Origin of the sequence: Anaerophilus nitritigenes (assembly GCF_004138215.1) — a bacterium.
Classification (GTDB): Bacteria; Bacillota; Clostridia; order Peptostreptococcales; family Thermotaleaceae; genus Anaerophilus; species Anaerophilus nitritogenes.
Map to the genome: position 1 here is coordinate 1 of NZ_RYYS01000104.1, position 16,728 is coordinate 16,728.

Annotated in this window: 19 protein-coding genes; 12 read left to right on the forward strand and 7 right to left on the reverse strand. The window is 27.2% G+C overall.

All coding sequences use genetic code 11. The features are described from left to right. The first annotated feature begins 274 nt into the window (after positions 1-274). Positions 275-718 carry a helix-turn-helix domain-containing protein gene (locus tag EK368_RS14095; protein WP_165000477.1) on the forward strand — a complete coding sequence of 148 codons (444 nt, stop codon included), beginning with the start codon at positions 275-277 and terminating at the stop codon, positions 716-718. Positions 719-726: 8 nt separating this feature from the next. Here EK368_RS14095 and EK368_RS14100 read toward each other — a convergent pair whose 3' ends face one another. After that, positions 727-1,134: a four helix bundle protein gene (locus tag EK368_RS14100; RefSeq protein WP_129600767.1), complete on the reverse strand. Its 408-nt coding sequence runs from the start codon at positions 1,132-1,134 to the stop codon at positions 727-729. A 339-nt stretch (positions 1,135-1,473) separates the two neighbouring features. On the opposite strand from EK368_RS14100, the gene EK368_RS14105 reads away from it, so the two are divergent. Continuing rightward, the gene (locus tag EK368_RS14105) at positions 1,474-1,809 is read left to right on the forward strand and encodes a hypothetical protein (protein WP_129600769.1); all 336 of its coding nucleotides are present in this window, start codon (positions 1,474-1,476) and stop codon (positions 1,807-1,809) included. A 316-nt stretch (positions 1,810-2,125) separates the two neighbouring features. Here the strand turns inward: EK368_RS14105 and EK368_RS14110 are convergent, their stop codons facing one another. Continuing rightward, entirely contained in the window at positions 2,126-2,404 is a 279-nt protein-coding gene (locus tag EK368_RS14110; RefSeq protein WP_129600771.1) for a hypothetical protein, read from the reverse strand. 146 nt (positions 2,405-2,550) lie between these two features. Between EK368_RS14110 and EK368_RS14115 the strand changes: the two genes are divergently transcribed. The 3 genes from EK368_RS14115 to EK368_RS14125 all read left to right on the forward strand — a co-directional run bounded on the left by EK368_RS14115 (position 2,551) and on the right by EK368_RS14125 (position 4,731). Further along, positions 2,551-3,198, forward strand: coding sequence for a death-on-curing protein (locus tag EK368_RS14115; protein ID WP_129600773.1), 648 nt, complete (start codon positions 2,551-2,553; stop codon positions 3,196-3,198). Between the two features lie 279 nt (positions 3,199-3,477). After that, the gene (locus EK368_RS14120) at positions 3,478-4,419 is read left to right on the forward strand and encodes a ParM/StbA family protein (protein WP_129600774.1); all 942 of its coding nucleotides are present in this window, start codon (positions 3,478-3,480) and stop codon (positions 4,417-4,419) included. A gap of 9 nt (positions 4,420-4,428) precedes the next feature. Further along, the gene (locus EK368_RS14125) at positions 4,429-4,731 is read left to right on the forward strand and encodes a hypothetical protein (protein ID WP_129600776.1); all 303 of its coding nucleotides are present in this window, start codon (positions 4,429-4,431) and stop codon (positions 4,729-4,731) included. A gap of 268 nt (positions 4,732-4,999) precedes the next feature. Here EK368_RS14125 and EK368_RS14130 read toward each other — a convergent pair whose 3' ends face one another. The 4 genes from EK368_RS14130 to EK368_RS14145 form a co-directional block, all read right to left on the reverse strand. Next, positions 5,000-5,311, reverse strand: a complete 312-nt coding sequence (locus EK368_RS14130) for a hypothetical protein (protein WP_129600777.1) — start codon at positions 5,309-5,311, stop codon at positions 5,000-5,002. A gap of 264 nt (positions 5,312-5,575) precedes the next feature. Then, entirely contained in the window at positions 5,576-5,929 is a 354-nt protein-coding gene (locus tag EK368_RS14135) for a hypothetical protein (protein WP_129600778.1), read from the reverse strand. Positions 5,930-6,098: 169 nt separating this feature from the next. Beyond that, positions 6,099-6,326 carry a hypothetical protein gene (locus tag EK368_RS14140; RefSeq protein ID WP_129600780.1) on the reverse strand — a complete coding sequence of 76 codons (228 nt, stop codon included), beginning with the start codon at positions 6,324-6,326 and terminating at the stop codon, positions 6,099-6,101. A 402-nt stretch (positions 6,327-6,728) separates the two neighbouring features. Further along, a complete protein-coding gene (locus tag EK368_RS14145; RefSeq protein ID WP_129600781.1) occupies positions 6,729-7,028 on the reverse strand; it encodes a hypothetical protein in 300 nt (99 codons plus the stop codon). Between the two features lie 179 nt (positions 7,029-7,207). Between EK368_RS14145 and EK368_RS14150 the strand changes: the two genes are divergently transcribed. Continuing rightward, on the forward strand, positions 7,208-7,486 hold the full coding sequence (locus EK368_RS14150) for a hypothetical protein (RefSeq protein ID WP_129600783.1): 279 nt from the start codon (positions 7,208-7,210) through the stop codon (positions 7,484-7,486). Positions 7,487-8,473: 987 nt separating this feature from the next. Here EK368_RS14150 and EK368_RS14155 read toward each other — a convergent pair. After that, positions 8,474-9,409 (reverse strand): hypothetical protein, encoded by a 936-nt coding sequence (locus EK368_RS14155; protein WP_129600784.1) that lies wholly within the window; start codon positions 9,407-9,409, stop codon positions 8,474-8,476. A 213-nt stretch (positions 9,410-9,622) separates the two neighbouring features. Between EK368_RS14155 and EK368_RS14160 the strand changes: the two genes are divergently transcribed. The 6 genes from EK368_RS14160 to EK368_RS14185 all read left to right on the forward strand — a co-directional run bounded on the left by EK368_RS14160 (position 9,623) and on the right by EK368_RS14185 (position 16,586). Further along, positions 9,623-11,158 (forward strand): hypothetical protein, encoded by a 1,536-nt coding sequence (locus EK368_RS14160; protein WP_129600786.1) that lies wholly within the window; start codon positions 9,623-9,625, stop codon positions 11,156-11,158. 223 nt (positions 11,159-11,381) lie between these two features. Beyond that, the gene (locus tag EK368_RS14165; RefSeq protein WP_129600787.1) at positions 11,382-11,561 is read left to right on the forward strand and encodes a hypothetical protein; all 180 of its coding nucleotides are present in this window, start codon (positions 11,382-11,384) and stop codon (positions 11,559-11,561) included. Beyond that, positions 11,548-12,558, forward strand: coding sequence for a DNA cytosine methyltransferase (locus EK368_RS14170; protein ID WP_129600789.1), 1,011 nt, complete (start codon positions 11,548-11,550; stop codon positions 12,556-12,558). The genes EK368_RS14165 and EK368_RS14170 overlap by 14 nt, the downstream gene beginning before the upstream one ends. 3 nt (positions 12,559-12,561) lie before the next feature. Next, the gene (locus EK368_RS14175) at positions 12,562-14,085 is read left to right on the forward strand and encodes a DNA cytosine methyltransferase (protein ID WP_129600790.1); all 1,524 of its coding nucleotides are present in this window, start codon (positions 12,562-12,564) and stop codon (positions 14,083-14,085) included. A gap of 127 nt (positions 14,086-14,212) precedes the next feature. Beyond that, entirely contained in the window at positions 14,213-15,142 is a 930-nt protein-coding gene (locus EK368_RS14180) for a hypothetical protein (RefSeq protein WP_129600792.1), read from the forward strand. Beyond that, complete coding sequence (locus EK368_RS14185; RefSeq protein ID WP_129600793.1) at positions 15,135-16,586, forward strand: AAA family ATPase; 1,452 nt, start codon at positions 15,135-15,137, stop codon at positions 16,584-16,586. Before EK368_RS14180 ends, EK368_RS14185 begins: the two co-directional genes overlap by 8 nt. Positions 16,587-16,728: the final 142 nt, after the last annotated feature.

Below are 16,728 nucleotides of genomic sequence, written 5' to 3' on the forward strand. Positions count from 1 at the left end.
AATAAGGGGTCCAGGGATTTAGAGGGAGTGGGGGAAAGCGAAAGAGATTTTTTTGCGAATACATAGTAGGAAAAAGGGTTTGGGGACAATGGGTTAAGAAAAAATATAGAGATATAAGAATTAAGGGTGAAACAAACTTGAATGATGAATTGATGATTTAATAAGCTGTCATAAAAGATAGGAAAAAGGGTTAAGGTTATAAGATTTCCCTGTTACACACAAAATTAGAATTAAAATTATGACCTAATACCCAATATATATGGAGGTATTTAATATGAAGAAGGATAGCTTATCAAAAAATCTAGGATTATATTTGAAGTATTTGAGGAAGAAGAATAATTACAATTTGGAGCAAATTGCAACATTGTCTGAATTGAGCTGTAGTTACGTAAGCCGTCTTGAAAATGGGGTTTGTACAAGCCCTTCTATACAAGTGCTTGAATCACTTGCCAGTGCATACAATATATCATTAATTGAACTATTAAATATTGAGAAAAGTGATGAAAAGACAGAGGAAGTTCCTACATTTAAAGAATTAATAATAAAGAATAACTTTATGTTTAATGGGAAAAAGGTTGATGATTATACTAAAGAATTATTATTAAATTTAATTGATGCAATGATAATACTAGAAATTAATCATAAAAAAGAAATGGACTATATCACTAAAGTATGTAAATTGATAAATAATTTTACAGAAGGCAACAAAGAAGCATAGCTCTTATACTATGCTTCTTTGTTTTGCTCTTGATTATAAATTCTAACCACCATACCTCTAAGCATTAATTTAATTTCTTGAAGCATTTCTTCTATGCATTCATATTCGTTTTTATGAATATAGCCATTTTCAAAAGCCACAGTAATATGATGACGAGTTTCTTCTGCACTCCCTATACTATTATAAAGATATGAGAGTTCTTTTGCAGGATAAAACTGTCCTTGGCAGTTCCCTTCCGCAATATTTGCTCCAATGCTATTTGAGCTGCGAATAATTTGACTTCGAAGTGCATAATTTTCAAAACCTGGGAATTTCATTGCTAATGTGTAAATCTCACTGTTAAGCTCAATTGATTTTTTCCATACCTCTAATTGTTTAAAGTCCTTTATTTGAATTTTTCCTTTTATTTTTTTCATCTATATCACTCTCCTATTTATAAGCATAACACCTAATAATAGATATTGAGGTCATAAAGGGAAGGTTTTTGAATATTTTTATAAAATCAAAAGAAAATACTTGATTTTTATTATGGTTATTTATTATATTGTTTTTGCTTCTTAAAGGTATATTTAATATTTTTATTTTAGGACTTTAATATTAATTACCACTTGTATTTACCAAATATTATTATATTATATCCATATTTATTTGCTTGCATCAAATCATGCAAGCATTTTTTCTTGAAATAATAAACTATGATTTTTTATATTGAGATAAATAAATGGATTTATAAAATGGATGGAGGGACATTAGTGATGAGTTTTAAAATAGGAATAGCTCTAATCGGAGCATATATTTTAATAATTGCAATTTTATTTTCATTAAGAATTATCGATGAGAGGAAGCATATGGGTTTAGTTAAAAAGGGATATTATATGATTTGGATGTTAATAATGTGTATAGGTTCAATGATAGAACTTTGGATACTCAAAGACAACTTAGGTCAGTTTCTCATTAGCAGTATATTCATAATAACTTTTTGTACAGTTTTTAGCACTATGCTTTGTACCCTTGCAATAGAAGGGAAAGAGATAGAGGATTATATTAGAAAAGTAATAAAAAGATTGAAAAAAATCTTGAATTTAAAATGAATGATTTGGCATAATGCTATACGTAAAATATAAGGTTTTAATAAATTTAAGTATGGTTTCAAACTTGTATTTATCAGATAATTTCTCTTTTAAAAATAGCTTTAGATTTTATGTCTAGAGCTATTTTTTTATAAATAAATTATGAAAAAACTTGACATGGATTAACATAATTTATTAAATTATAAGTATTCTCAATTCATTCAGTAATTTTATACGTTTTATAATTCCTTAACTTGCATGTAATTTTAGGCTAGATTTCTAAAGTTGCATGCTTTTTTATATTTGATGAGATTAAGTATCAAAGAGCATATGAAATTTAAAACTTAATTTTTTCCAATAAAGTTAGAATAGTCATTGTATTTGCTATTAAAAAAGCATACTCATCAGTATCTAAAACTTGATGTAAGTGCTGATAAATATTTTCGATTCTTTCAGCATGATTTATGATATCTAAATCATAAGAATAATGAGAAACAAATGATGTAACTATGCATAATATAGATTTATCTAATTGCGAAGCTACATTAGTATTTAAATGGATGTTTATGTATAATTTTAAATAGTTCATTTCAATTCGTAATAGTTCTAAATGCATGTAATCACTCCTTTTGGTTAGTTTTTAGTATTATATTTATGGGTTAGGATAAAATCAAATTATTAGAAGGAGAATTTTAGAAATTGTTTAAAGAATTATTTATAGAGATTTTTTATGAAGATTAATTAAAAGGAAGAAGTGATAAAATGGAAGATAAGTACGATTTATCTTTACGAGAGAGTATATTTTTAGCTAAGAAACTTTTAGTGGACAGTATATATAATTGTGCTAGAGTGGAAGGCAGTAATATAACATTCCCTGATACACAAACAATATTAGAAGGAGTAAGTATAGATGGATTTAAAATGTTAGATGTAGAATTGGTATTGGGGATTAGAGATGCTTACAATTATGTTTTAGATGATTGTAATGAACATATAGATATAAACTATATTTATAAAATAAACTCTCAAATATCAAGAAATCAGAGTTTTGATAATGAAATAGTACAGAAAGATAAAATGGGTAAAAAACTTGATGCAATATTATTAAATAATTCATCTACTACACAAAATGCTATAGAATTATTTTTGTGGAGCTGTAAGGAAGAGTTATTTGATAATTATAGTAAAAGTACGAGCATTATAATAGCTAACAAACTCCTTATATCCGAAGGAAGAGGTCTCTTAATTATAAAGGAGAAAAATCTAGAAGAATTTAATAAACTGCTTGTAGAATCTTATAAAAGTAAAGAAGATTCTAGGATTAGTAAATTTTTATATGAAAATTGTATATATGGATTACAAATAGACAGAGAACTAAAAGAGAAGTATAAAAGGAATAAATTTCAATAAAAACTTGAAATTAAAATGAGTAACTTTATAAAATATAGGAGTAAAAATATACAAGGTATTTATTAAGACAAGAGTGTATTAATAGTAACGCCTTCTTTAACTTTATAATGATAATTAAAGTAAAAGATAAGGGCATCTACAAAGATAATGTAGGTGTTCTTATTTTTTTATTATAAAGAGAAAAAAAACTTGAAATTGAACATTAAGGTTCTATAAAATGCTAAAACAGTATCAAAGTAGGAATTTATAAAACATATAAGATTAAAGGAGGCGTTACTTATGGAAAAAGTAATATTAGGTTATGATTCAGGAAATGGTGCTATAAAGACTTCTAATGGGGATGTATTTACAGCAGGATTTGTTGTTAGTAATAGTCCAATTTCTAACAAAGATTTATTAGAATACCAAGGTAAGTATTATAATGTGGGAATGAATAGGGTTAAATATAAATATGATAAGACAAGCGATAATGATTATTTCATCCTATGTCTTGCTGCAATTGCAAAGAAATTAGAGAAAATGAATGTTGGAAGTGAAAAGGTAGAAATAGTATTGGGAGTAGGACTACCACTTTCTCACTTTACTTTAAAGGATAAGTTTATCGAGTATTTTAAGAGAAAAGATGTTTCATTCAAATGGTGTGGTAAAAGATATAATGTAATGATAAGTACGGTTATGTGTTTCCCACAGGCTATTGCAGGCTTTATGACAGTTTTGAACAAGTATGATAAGATTTCTTTTGTTAATTTATTGGACTGCGGCAAAGTTACGCTTGATATCGTAAAAATATCTAATAATAGACCATTGCTCAATACGGCAAAATCCTTGAACTATGGGGTTTTATCCCTTTTAAAAAGGATACAGGAAAATGTAAGAAAAGAGACGGGAATAGAGCTTGAAGAAGAGCAAATTGAGATAGCATTAAAAGATAATGGCAATAGCAGTTTATTTTTTGATAATAGATTAGAAAAAATAATTACAGATACAAGAAATGACTTTGTTTCTGAAATGCTCTCCGAACTCCGTGAAAATGGATATGAACTTCAGAACACCGTAAATCTACTAATCGGTGGCGGGGCAGAGATTATCCTATCGTCTATAAACGACAATGCATGTGCTAATAAGATAGGATATACTGAAGCAATACCAGATGCTCAATTAGCTAATGCTATGGGATATGAGATGTTAGTGAGGGAAACCTTGTTACGCTTAAAAGTGTAGGTGATTAAGATGAAAAAGAAGAGAATTAATTTATCTTTTGATTTAGAGCGAAATGAAGATAGAAAAGCATATAATTTGATTCAGAGCAGTAGAGGAAAAACAAAATACGTGATTGATGCAGTATTATTGGCAGTTAGTGATAATAACGAAGGATTTCACAAAGATAGATTAAAAGAAGTGGTTAAAGAGGCTATTGTTGAATTAGGATTAGATATCAAGATTAGTGAAAAAAAAGAAAATAACATTGATAATTCTAAAATAGAACAAAATCAAATTCTTGATGATTTATTTAATATGATTTCAGGGTTATAAATAAGATAGAGCATGAGAGTGAAAAATTACTCTTGTGCTTTTTTTATGGAATTACAGAATTAATGTATTCCCCTATACCAATAAAAGTTCGGAAAATAAATCATTTTGTCGTAAGAAAACTCACTCAACACCTTGAGTCATAAGCCTTTTAATTGTTTTCACTAATATACATATTAATATATAACACATTATTTAAGGAAAAGGGGTAAGGAGTAAAAATTATTTATATAAAGAAAGAGACAGTCAATGACTATCTCTAAGATATTGATTATTGAAATAAATTTGGAAGTTGAAGATAGAGCTGTTTCTTTATTAATGTATAAATATAAGTTTCATCAATGGAATTCTTATGCTCAAGTAATATGGGGTGTGTAGACACTCTCAATAGGCACTGTTCAAGAAGAAATTTTAATTTGTCATCAAGTGGGTCCGTAGTCTTTCTATACTTTTTTAATTTTATGATTGACTGTTGGACTTTTTCTTGTGTGAGTTTTTCAAGTTCTGGAATAACAGGGGAATGATTTAAACAAGATTCAATTGAAATATCTTTTAATTTATTTATGTTTATTGTTAAATTCATGGTATATCACCTCTCATTAATTATTTGAGGTAGTATCATAATCAATGATTATTGTGAGTTTCAAGTTTTTTTCAAAATTAGTTCTAAAAGGTACCTAAAAATTATTAGGGAACCCATAGGTTCGTAGGAATGTATGTGGTAATATATAAGGAAATTTCATTATTTTAATAATAAAAAAGTGACTAATCCACATAAGTGGAAGAGTCACTAAAATAAGAACTAATAAATTTTCAGTATATTAATAATATCTTTGCATCTTTATTTTTAAATATATCTAAATTCTGTTAAGTAAAGGAAATAACCTTCCTGTGTTCCTAGATTTGAAGAATGTATGTCTGATTTGAAATAATAGATAGTTAATTCTTTATTATCTTTACTTATTGTAAATTTATTTAAATTACATGCTCCTTTTTTTATTTTGTTATCAGATGTTTCTAAACTAAATAGATTAGAAAAGTCTTCTACATTTTCTGTTGAACGATACTCATTATTTACTTCAAATAAATCACGAAAAGTTGGGTTTTCTATTGTCCATATAAACATTTTATCTACTGTTTGATGATGTGTCTGTATTAAAGAACGATTTAAGTCCATGCAAATATATTCTAGTTTTTTCATAGGTTATAACCTCCGCTTTTGTTTATTTGTATTTTGTAATAATAGTATAAAATAAAGAAGTTAGTGATGTCACTGAAAAATAATAAAAATGGATTTGATATATAATAATATTCATATATTGTATATCGAAATATTTCAGTTCCTTCGCTATTTACTTCTTTATGGTGTATTATTCAATGATTTTTTTACCATCTTCAATAAAGTTATCAATATTATCTTTACCATAATATTCTTCGGGATTTTCTACTGAAATTTTACCAGTTTCATCTAATAATGGATTATTAATATATGTATCACCAACAATAAATCCAACTGGTTGTTTATTTTTAATTTCACCTTGGATAATTGCATCATTCATTTCTGCAATTTGCTTAATAAGTTCCAATCTGTTTTCCATAAGTTACCTCCATAGCGTTATTCTTGTTTAATACCAAAGTTGTTGGCTATATTATACAAGATGATTACAGTAGAATCAAATAATAGAGTGAATTTGATGAGTATTTCTTTGTTGAAGGAAGTATTTTAGAAGTTAAGTATTAAAAAATGAAATTTAGAATCACTTTCCTTATATAGAAGATAATATAGATAAAATAAATAGACAAAAAAATGACTTTTATAGAAACGGAGCTTTTTAGTAGCTATTGAGTAGGGAAACGAGATTTAGTATATTAAATAGAAACGTCTAAATTGACAGAATACGAGCAAACAGGAGCAATTAGAGAGGAAAATTATAGGGAATTCAATATAATGATTCATAAAGAGAAAATAAAAGAGCATCGCCAATTGACGATGCTTTTGCTTATAATAGAACACATTGTTTTTTCATGATTTTAATGAAAGAATTAAAATTAGGAATTTGTTTTTTTAATTGAGAATAATCATTTGAAGGTAAATCTTTTTCAAGTTGAGAGAAAATCTTATCAAGTTGTTTGATATAATAGCTTCCAAGAGAGTCAGCGTTATCACTATATCGATATGCCTGTAAGATATCACAGCTCTCATCAAAAGTCTTGTATATGATACTCTTAGAACCATATAAATCACTTAATTTGGATTGTATATATTTAATTTCTGCTTGTAGCATTTTGTTATCTATCATAAATATCAGCCTCCTTAATTTTGGGTAGGAGTATTATAGGAAAAGAGTTATTATAAAATCAAGTTTTGAATGAGATAATTTCTTACCCATTAAATTAAAATGAAAATATTGACATAATATATAGAAAAATGTTTTAATATGAATAACTAAAATTTATAAATTTAGGGGGCTTGAAAAACATGAGAGAATTGAATGGAATTGTGAATACGTTGTTAAAGAAAATGGTTAATGAAAAATTTGAATCTCTTGAAGAAATGATGAGTAAAGTTAAATTATGTGATGAATATAAGTATATGGAAAATAAAGGAATAAATATTACATTTGAAAATGCAAGTAATGTTGATAAATTAGATTTGATTTGCCAAGAATTAAACGTATTCGTGGATATAGATAAAGTAAAAATTGTTTATGAAGAAGATGATAATAAAGGTTGCAAGATTTTAAATGTAACAAACTAATATGTATAAATAATTTTACTAAAATATGCTCTAGTCTCATTATTGATTGAGATTAGAGCTATTTTATATATCATGAAAAAGAATACAATATTTCTTAAAAAAATTCTTAAAAAAAATAAAAAATTTTTTTAAAACGTTTAGTTTCTTAGTTTTTTATGCATCCTTTACTAATTGTAGTCTTTGATGACTGACCCTAAAATTAGCCAGAAACTAAACAAAACAAGACTCTACAGGGGATGGAATCAACAAATAAAACTAAAATTACTAAATTTAAAACTATAAATACATACTAAGCTAGTACCAGTTATCCTACGTTTACTCCTATTATTAGGTTGCTCATCAAAAAAATCTCTAAAAGTCAGTTATGTATAAAAATATAGGATTTAAGTATTTCCACCCTATATCAGACAAATTTTGAGGTTAGAGAAGTACGACTCTAAGTTTTAAAATAAAAATTCCCCTATACAGCAAATCACTGAATAAAAGATAAATCTAATCAATAAATAAAAATTATCAAATAATAATAAATTTATACATATCAACAATATTTATTGAAAACACAAGATTATATATCAAATATTAAAATAATATATATTATGGTTCTTCAAAAATTTTATAACAAATAATTCTTACAATTTTAGTTGTAGTAGGGGAAAAGAAAAAGGTGTATTCTATAATTTAAAAGTCGTCCAAATAATAATTAATTTTAGTCCATCAAGTGGACTAGAAAATTTCCATTTTTGAACCGTAGGCTTGTTCTTTACAATGAGTATACATATGATACCCTTTATTGCGAAAGCCAGCTATATCAACTAATACTGGCTGTATGGCTTGTGATTCATATGTATGGAGGCTCGTTGTCAAGAATTCAAAAATGGAAATTAATTAATTGTTTTTTGGTGAAAATTAATTATTATGTGGTAGGTTTTTAAATTGTAAAATACAAAAGGTTCTCTGGTTATTAAAATAACTGTAGAACCTTTAATTTTATGATATTTTTTTATTTGTAGTAGATTTTTTATAGTCTAAAATTTTCTTGCGTATCTTATTAATTTGAGTATGAACAGTTGTTATTGGAATACCTGTTTCCTTTGATATTTCCTTGTCTTTAAACTTTATATCATGTCTTATTTCAATCAAAGTATGGAAAATTGTATCTTGTTGTGTACTTAACTTATATTTTTGAAGGGTTTTATCTTCTTCATCTTGGAAATAAGCATCTTCAATATCTAAACATTCATTATTTTCATATGATATTTCATCAAAATAATGAGGGTTTTCTTGAGCGTGGTCATCGTAGTATTCTATTTGTATATTGTTATATTTTAATGATTGATAGTATTGAACAAACTTCTTTCTTAAATACTCCCAATACTCCAAAGTAAATTTATTCAATATATAATACTCATAAGTTACAATTTGCCAAGTATTCATTTCATTATTAACCATATCAACGGTAAATTTGTTCAAAATCCTATAAAATGAAGGATATAACACAAATAAGTCATAGTCAAAATTTATTTCATCAACAAGTAGAACTTCTTTCATATAATCTTTTAAGGATAGCTCAAAAAAGATTTCATTAGAAATTTTTTTCTCAAGTAGATTTGAATATCCGTTAATCATCAAATAACAGGTTTTAATTTTTTGTTTGATGTTGTTTTCGGACTTTATTTGTTTTGATTTAGATATTGTCTTTTTTAACTTATCAGCCTTTTTTTGTAATCTGTCAATCCTCTTTTCTAATATCTCTGTACGTTTTGCGAATATGGAATATTTTTGGCTTCTAAGGTTATCAGTAAGATATTTAACGGGATGTTCAAGGGATATATATAACTTTTCTGCAAGTATCTCATATAATTTTACTAAAACTTCTTGGTTCCTAGTTTCTAAATATTTAAATAAAAGATTTCTTATTTCCAATTGTCGTTGATAATCTATTCTTGATGAAATGTTGACCATCTCCTTTCTTTTGTTGGTAATAGTGGATTTTGTTGCCCTTATGTCTTTAGCATAACATATACAAAAATGTTCCCTTTTGTTGAAGTAATAGGTGCTAAAAGTTGATATATTTTATAAAATGAATATAATTAATTTCAAGTTCTTTTGAGAATCCAACGAAGGGAGATGAAAAATATGGAGTGCAAGCAATTTAAATATGGAATAGTAAAAGGCATGAATATGATAGATGTGATTAATGCAGAAAATCTGTTGGCAAAGGGGTATCCAGGGATAAATTATTTATTCATTCAACTTGATAGAGCAGATAATCAAAAAGTGATTGATGAAATAGAAAACTGTCTTATGACGTTATCACCGAATTATATTGTTGGGGTTGGTAAGTATCAGGGAGAAACTCTTCAAGAAATCTATGCTAAAGATAGTCAATATGTAAGAAACTTTTTATATGAATCAAAGAATACATTTATTAAGAGGATTACGAAGTATTTTCTCGAAGGAGCTTTAGGAGAGGAAACTACTGAAATATATGAAATGTTAGAGCATAAAAGGGTATTAAAACTAAATCAAATTATAAATCAGCTTAATGCAGCAGATATGAGACTTGCATTAAATTTGTTAGGACCTACAAGAAGTATAGATAAAGCGGATGGGAAGATTATATCTACTGGAACATTTGAGGGATGTCCTTTCTGTGGAAAGAAATCTCCAGCAGGTGAATGGTGGGTAAGATTCTATAAAGCATACAATGGTAATCATATCATTGTGTGTCACCACTGCAAAAAGAAACGAGAGTTTATATCATTTCTTGCAGAGCAACGAGGCGTTAGCAGAAAAACGATACTATATGAAATAGCAAGGCTCTTTGAGGTTGATATAAAAAATATTGATATATCTGATGTTGAGATAGAAGAAAAAAGAGAAAGTAATAATGCTGAAATAGTTCTAGAAAAATTAAAACTAGAAGAGATAAATATTGATGAATTTGGATTTGAAGATGGTGTGATGCATCCAGTATTTTTTAAAGAATTTGGACTGACTAAGAGTGATATGAAGAAGTATGATATTAAATATTGTGGAAATAAATGTAAAAATATTATTCTAAAGGAGAGAATATGTTTTCCTATTAAGGACTTGAATAACAAGATAGTAGGTATAGTAGGGATAAGTTCAAGGGCAGAGCATGATAAGCAAGATAATTATAAGAGAGAATGTATGGTTAATCGAGGTTTTATGAAGTCATATGCACTTTACAATTTAAATGAAACAAATGATATTCATGAAGTCAAGGAATTATATATATGTCAGTATCCACATCAGATGATTCGATTAAAGAATAAATTGGATAGAGATAATCGTGCTTTTGTAGCAATGATGGGGCAAGTATTATCTAAAGGGCAATTATATTTATTGTACAAGAGATTTTCAGATGAGAGTCAGAGATTAAAGGTTTATTTGTGTATAGGGGATGCAGATGAGAAGGAATATTCAGAAATAAATGCAAGATATTTAAATCAATTGGGATTTTATTATATAGATATAATGACTGTATTAGATATGGACAAAATAGAGCTATTTGATGAGGCAGTTAATTTAATAGTAAGTATTGAACCATGTAAGCAAATTTATAATAAGAAAAAAATTGTAGTACATGATTTAGATGGTGATGAGTATATAGATTTAAAAAATGTTAAAGATAATTTCTATATTTAGTCGAATAACAAAGTTATTACATATGTAGTGACTATAAAAGATTATGATAATAAAAGGGGAAAATAGTTAAAAATCAAATATATTAATTTATAAAAAGAAGTCAAGGATGTAAAAGGACTTCTTTTTTATTGTTCAATTATATAAAAGATATTACTTTGAAAAACGATTTCGTTTTTCAAAAATATTATGATATACTTTAGTATGGGATGAAAGGAGTAATATCATGTCAAAAGGTGGAAAAAGAAAAGGTTCGGGACGAAAAAAGATTGGAAAAGTTGTAAATATAAGAATTCAAAATGAGATTCTAAATGAGATAGATAATAAGTTTGAAGGAAATAGTAAGGCTGAAAGAATACGAAGCTGTTTAAAGAAAGGATTAGGTATAACAGATGGAGAGAATTAATTATAGACAAAGACATTTAAGAACTGTTAGCTTGTTTGCGGGTATAGGCGGTTTAGATTTAGGTTTTCTAAATGCAGGCTTTAATGTTATTTGGGCAAATGATTTTGACAAATACGCTGTGCAAACTTATAGAGCTAATATTGGAGAACATATTATAGAGGGTGATATTACAGAAATATGGAATGAAGTACCAGAACATGATGTGTTATTAGCAGGATTTCCTTGTCAGCCATTTAGTATGATGGGGCATCAACGAGGATTTGATGATGAAAGAGGAACATTATTTTTTACAATTCAAAGAATATTGGAGATGCATAGCCCTAATATTATTGTTATGGAAAATGTAAAAGGGCTAGAAACTCATGATGGAGGAAGAACATTCCAGAGAATGAAAGATATATTGGAGAATGATTTGGATTACAAAGTGTTTTCACAAGTATTGAATACTTCTAATTTTGGTATTCCACAGACAAGAAGAAGAGTGTTTATAGTTGGATTTAAAAGAGAATTTTATGAAAAAAATCAGATAGAATTCAACTTTCCAGAACCAATTATACTAAATCAAGAAAATAATGTTAGAAATTTGCTGGATGAAGAAGTGGATAAGAAATATTTTTTGTCTGAAAAAATATTAGGCACTATTTTGTCAAATGGTACAGGAAATTATTATTCTAAATCAGAAATTAACTTAAATATTGCGAGACCCTTATGTGCTACAATGCATAAAATGCATAGAGCATGTCAAGATAATTATTATACAGACGATGAAAATAGAGCTAGTTTTCAAGATACAGAAGATAGACCAATTTCAAATATAAGAAGATTAACTCCAAATGAATGCAGAAAATTACAAGGTTTTCCATCAGACTGGCAACAAGTAGTTTCTGATACTCAAGCATATAGACAGTTTGGAAATGCAGTTACTGTTGATGTTTCATACCACTTAGCTATAGAGATTATGAACAGCTTGAATATAAATCTTGAAAGAGAGAGGTAAAGAATGACTAATTTATATAGTGTTTTTAATGATATTAACAAACTAAATACAATAACAGAGAAGAAGCAATTCAAGCAATTACTAAGAAACTTTCTTGATTGTATTTGTGAATTGCATGATATTGAAAAAGATTTAGTTCTAGATATTATTGAAAATGAAGAAAAAGTTTTTAATTTTTTAATAAGAGCAGGAATAATTAAGGATAAAGACCAAGTTGATGATTTAAAACAGTTTTTAAAGAAGGAATATAAAAATGTAGTATCAATAATTGATGTATACTTAAAAAAGAATATATCTATTGATAAAAATATAAAGAAATTTATGGATTATTATAGGGAAGATGCAGTAAATAGATATTTAGAAGATGATTATAGTCCTACGGTAGTTGATTTCTTTTGTGGTTCAGGAGGAATGAGTTTAGGATTCCATCAAAACGATTATAAAATAATTTTAGCTAATGATATTGAAAAAATTTGTACAGAAACATATTCATTTAATCACTATGAGATTCCAAAGGATAGAATTATAAATGATGACATTAAAAATATTGTTGAAAATATAGATACCTTTATTAGTGAAGATGTAGATGTAGTAATTGGTGGGCCACCTTGTCAAGGGTTTTCAATGGCCAATAGACAAAGAATAATTGATGACCCAAGAAATGTACTGTATAAGTATTTTGTAAAAGGGATTGAAAAATTAAAACCACAATTTTTTGTTATGGAAAATGTAAAAGGGATGTTGAGCGTTGCAGAACAAGTTAAAGAAGATTTTCATAAACTGAAAAATGTAGATTACAATGTAGATTATTATTTGTTTAATTCAAGAGATTTTTCTGTTCCACAAAGTAGGCAAAGATTGATATATATTGGTATAAGAAGTGATATTAGTCAAAAAATCAACAGAAAAGCTAGAGATATTCTAAATGAAATAGTTGAGAATACAGATACAATGAAAGAATTTACATTAAAAGATGCTATAGGAGATTTAAGAAGGTTACAACCTTTTCGAATAAAAAACGCAACAGAGTTAGATAGTGAAGAATCGGGTAAAAAAATCGAAAAAAATAAAAATAATGAAGTTAGTGAATATGTAAGGATAATAAATAGTGGTTGTAATAGCTCATTAGTATTTAATCATAAAACTAGATATAACAATGATAGAGATATTGAGATTTTTGACAGGATGTTACCTGGAGATAAATCAGATAGTCCAAGAATAGCAGATATTATGCCATATAAAAATAGAGAACATATATTTAAAGATAAGTATTATAAATTGATATTTGAAGAGCCGTGTAAAACAATCACTGCTCATATGAAGTTTGATTGCAATATGTATATACATCCTAATCAAGCAAGGGGATTAACACCAAGGGAAGCAGCTAGAGTACAATCTTATCCAGATGACTATTTTTTCTTGGGAGCTTTTACAAAAACATACATGCAAATAGGGAATAGTGTTCCTCCTTTAATGGCTCGCTCGTTTGCAAAAGTAATAAAAAAATATTTACAAGATAAAAAATAATATATACTGAAGAAAAGAGCAATGGAAAATCATATTTCTATTGCTTTTTTACTTGGGATTAGCTGTTTAATTTTGTAACAATATGTTAAAATATAATTAATTTTTACGAATATAAGGGGGAAAAGGAATGAGTAATAATATAAGTGATACAGCTATCGGGAATCTTTTTTCTGAAAGGCAATTTTTGATAGTCACTAAGAGCAATGGAGCCAATTATCGTGATAAAGTGTTAGTTCCTTTTGCAGAGTATATTTTAAATAATGAAGATACTAGTGACTATAAAAGGGTAAATAGCCAATTGACTGAAAATCTACATAAGTATTATAAAACCAAATCGACTATACAAGAATCTCACGCTATATTTTGGAAAAATGCATCTAGCATACCTAGAATATTACCCATTATATACTTTGACAAAATAAATGGAAGAGAATGTATAAGGGTTACTGATATTGGAAAGAAGCACTACTACGGTGATATTACATGTAAAGAGTTTTTGCTTTTATGGATACTTAGATTTCAAGGCTCTGAATATTCCAATAAGGGCGTATTAACTAAATCAGAAGAAAGTATAATTAGTGCATGTAATTATAGTCCATATAGAAAACTTATAGAAAATAGGATTGTAAAACCAGGTATTCTAGCTTTAGATGTATTAAAAAAAGTCAAAGAAAGAGGAGTACATAAAATTACAGATAAGCAGTTTAGGCATGCTAGAAAATTATTAAATCAAGAAAATGAAAATGCTGTTAATCAGATAGTTGAAATCGTTATTGATAGTGAGGCCAATGATAGAAGTCAAGAAAATCAAATTTTTAATGTTTTAGAATACCTAGGACTATGTAAAATTACTTCGTATCAGACTAATAACTACAAATATGAAATAACAGGGTTAGGAGAAGAAGTAATAGATAAAATAAAAACTTTACCTTTTACTTATTATCATAAACATAATACTACTACTCAATTTGTAAATTATTATGGAGGATTACCGAATCCATTTGAGCAAGAAATAATGGAACATTATAGAATGAACGGAGGCAATTTTGATGAATAAAGAAATAAAAATTATTGCTCCTTATATAGAAATATCAGAAAATCATAAAGATATATCTGTTGTTTCAGATAATCATTTAAGATTTGAAGGTATTACTCTTGGAGATGACATTATTATAATAGATAATAATAATGTGTATCAAATTAGAGTTTCACAAAATCAGCAAAGCGTTAGCAATGGATACCAGATAAAAGGTGAGATAGTTGCAAAATCACATAATTATAAAGTTGCAAAAGAAAAATATGTATCATATTTTCATGGGAAAGATATACCACATATAAAGAAGGATTTAGAAAGTGCTTATATTGAACTATTAATTGTACCAGACAGTGAGATATTCGATAAGAATTATCGATTAACTCAAGGGATACAAGGAAGTGATGTTGCAAAATTTGAGTTTAATGATATAGGGAATAGATGGGATAATGTAATGAATGAAGGTGAGTATGGAGATAAGGTAATTGGGCATGAGAGACTAAAAGATGAAATAGTTTCAGCAATTGCAGCAGGAAAACATATATTATTATATGGTCCTCCAGGAACAGGAAAAACAATGATTACAAACAGAATAAGTGAAGTATTTGAATGTAATAGTAGAGTTTTTACAGCTAATGCTGAATGGACAGCTGATGATACTGTTGGGGGATATACATTCAGTATGAACCCACAAACGAAGAGAGAACAAATAGAGCCTTCAAATGGACATGTTACAGAGGTGGTTTTAGAATGTAATAAAAATGCATCTAAAAAATTCTATGAAAAGGATTATAAATATAGAGGAAGTTGGGTAGTAATTGATGAGCTTAATAGAGCAAAAATGGATTTTGCTTTTGGGGCTTTGTTTACTGCTCTTGATAAAGATTATTCAGTTCTGAATCTACCTCAATATAATATGTACAAAAATGAAAAGTCAAAAATTTTTATACCCAATACTTTTAGGTTAGTTGGAACAATTAATAATTTTGATAAAAACTTTTTATTCAAATTTAGTTATGCGTTAAGTCGAAGATTTGCTCATATTTATGTTGGGGTACCTATCGAAAGTGAATTTGAAAATGAAATTGACAGTATCTTGAAAAAAATTAAGAATGAATTAATTAAAGAATATGGTGTTCTTGAATCTGAAATTAGTGATATGAAGGTTGAAGATGGTGTAGTTAAAGTAAAAGAATTAGTTAGTTATCTTAGAGGATATGGTAGCAAAACTAAATTAAGGGATATTGGAACAGCCTTATTAATTGACACATTGAGGCTATATTTCGTTCAAAAATATGTAACTAAACTATCAAATGATGTTGATAATATGATAGATATTGCAATAAGTAGCATAATTATTCCTTCGTTGGAAGGTGTGCTTGAAGATGTGACTGAAATAAAAACAATAATGAGAGTTTGTCCTAGAGTAATCAAAGCCTTAAATGAATTTGAAAGTATTAACTATTAGGTGATGTAGCAATGAGTAAATTTGATATTGAGACTCGTAAAAAGTTATATAATGAAACTAAAAATATTATAACAACATATTTTATTAAAACTTCTGATAACAATATGGATATATATAATATAGAATTTGACGATTATTCGGA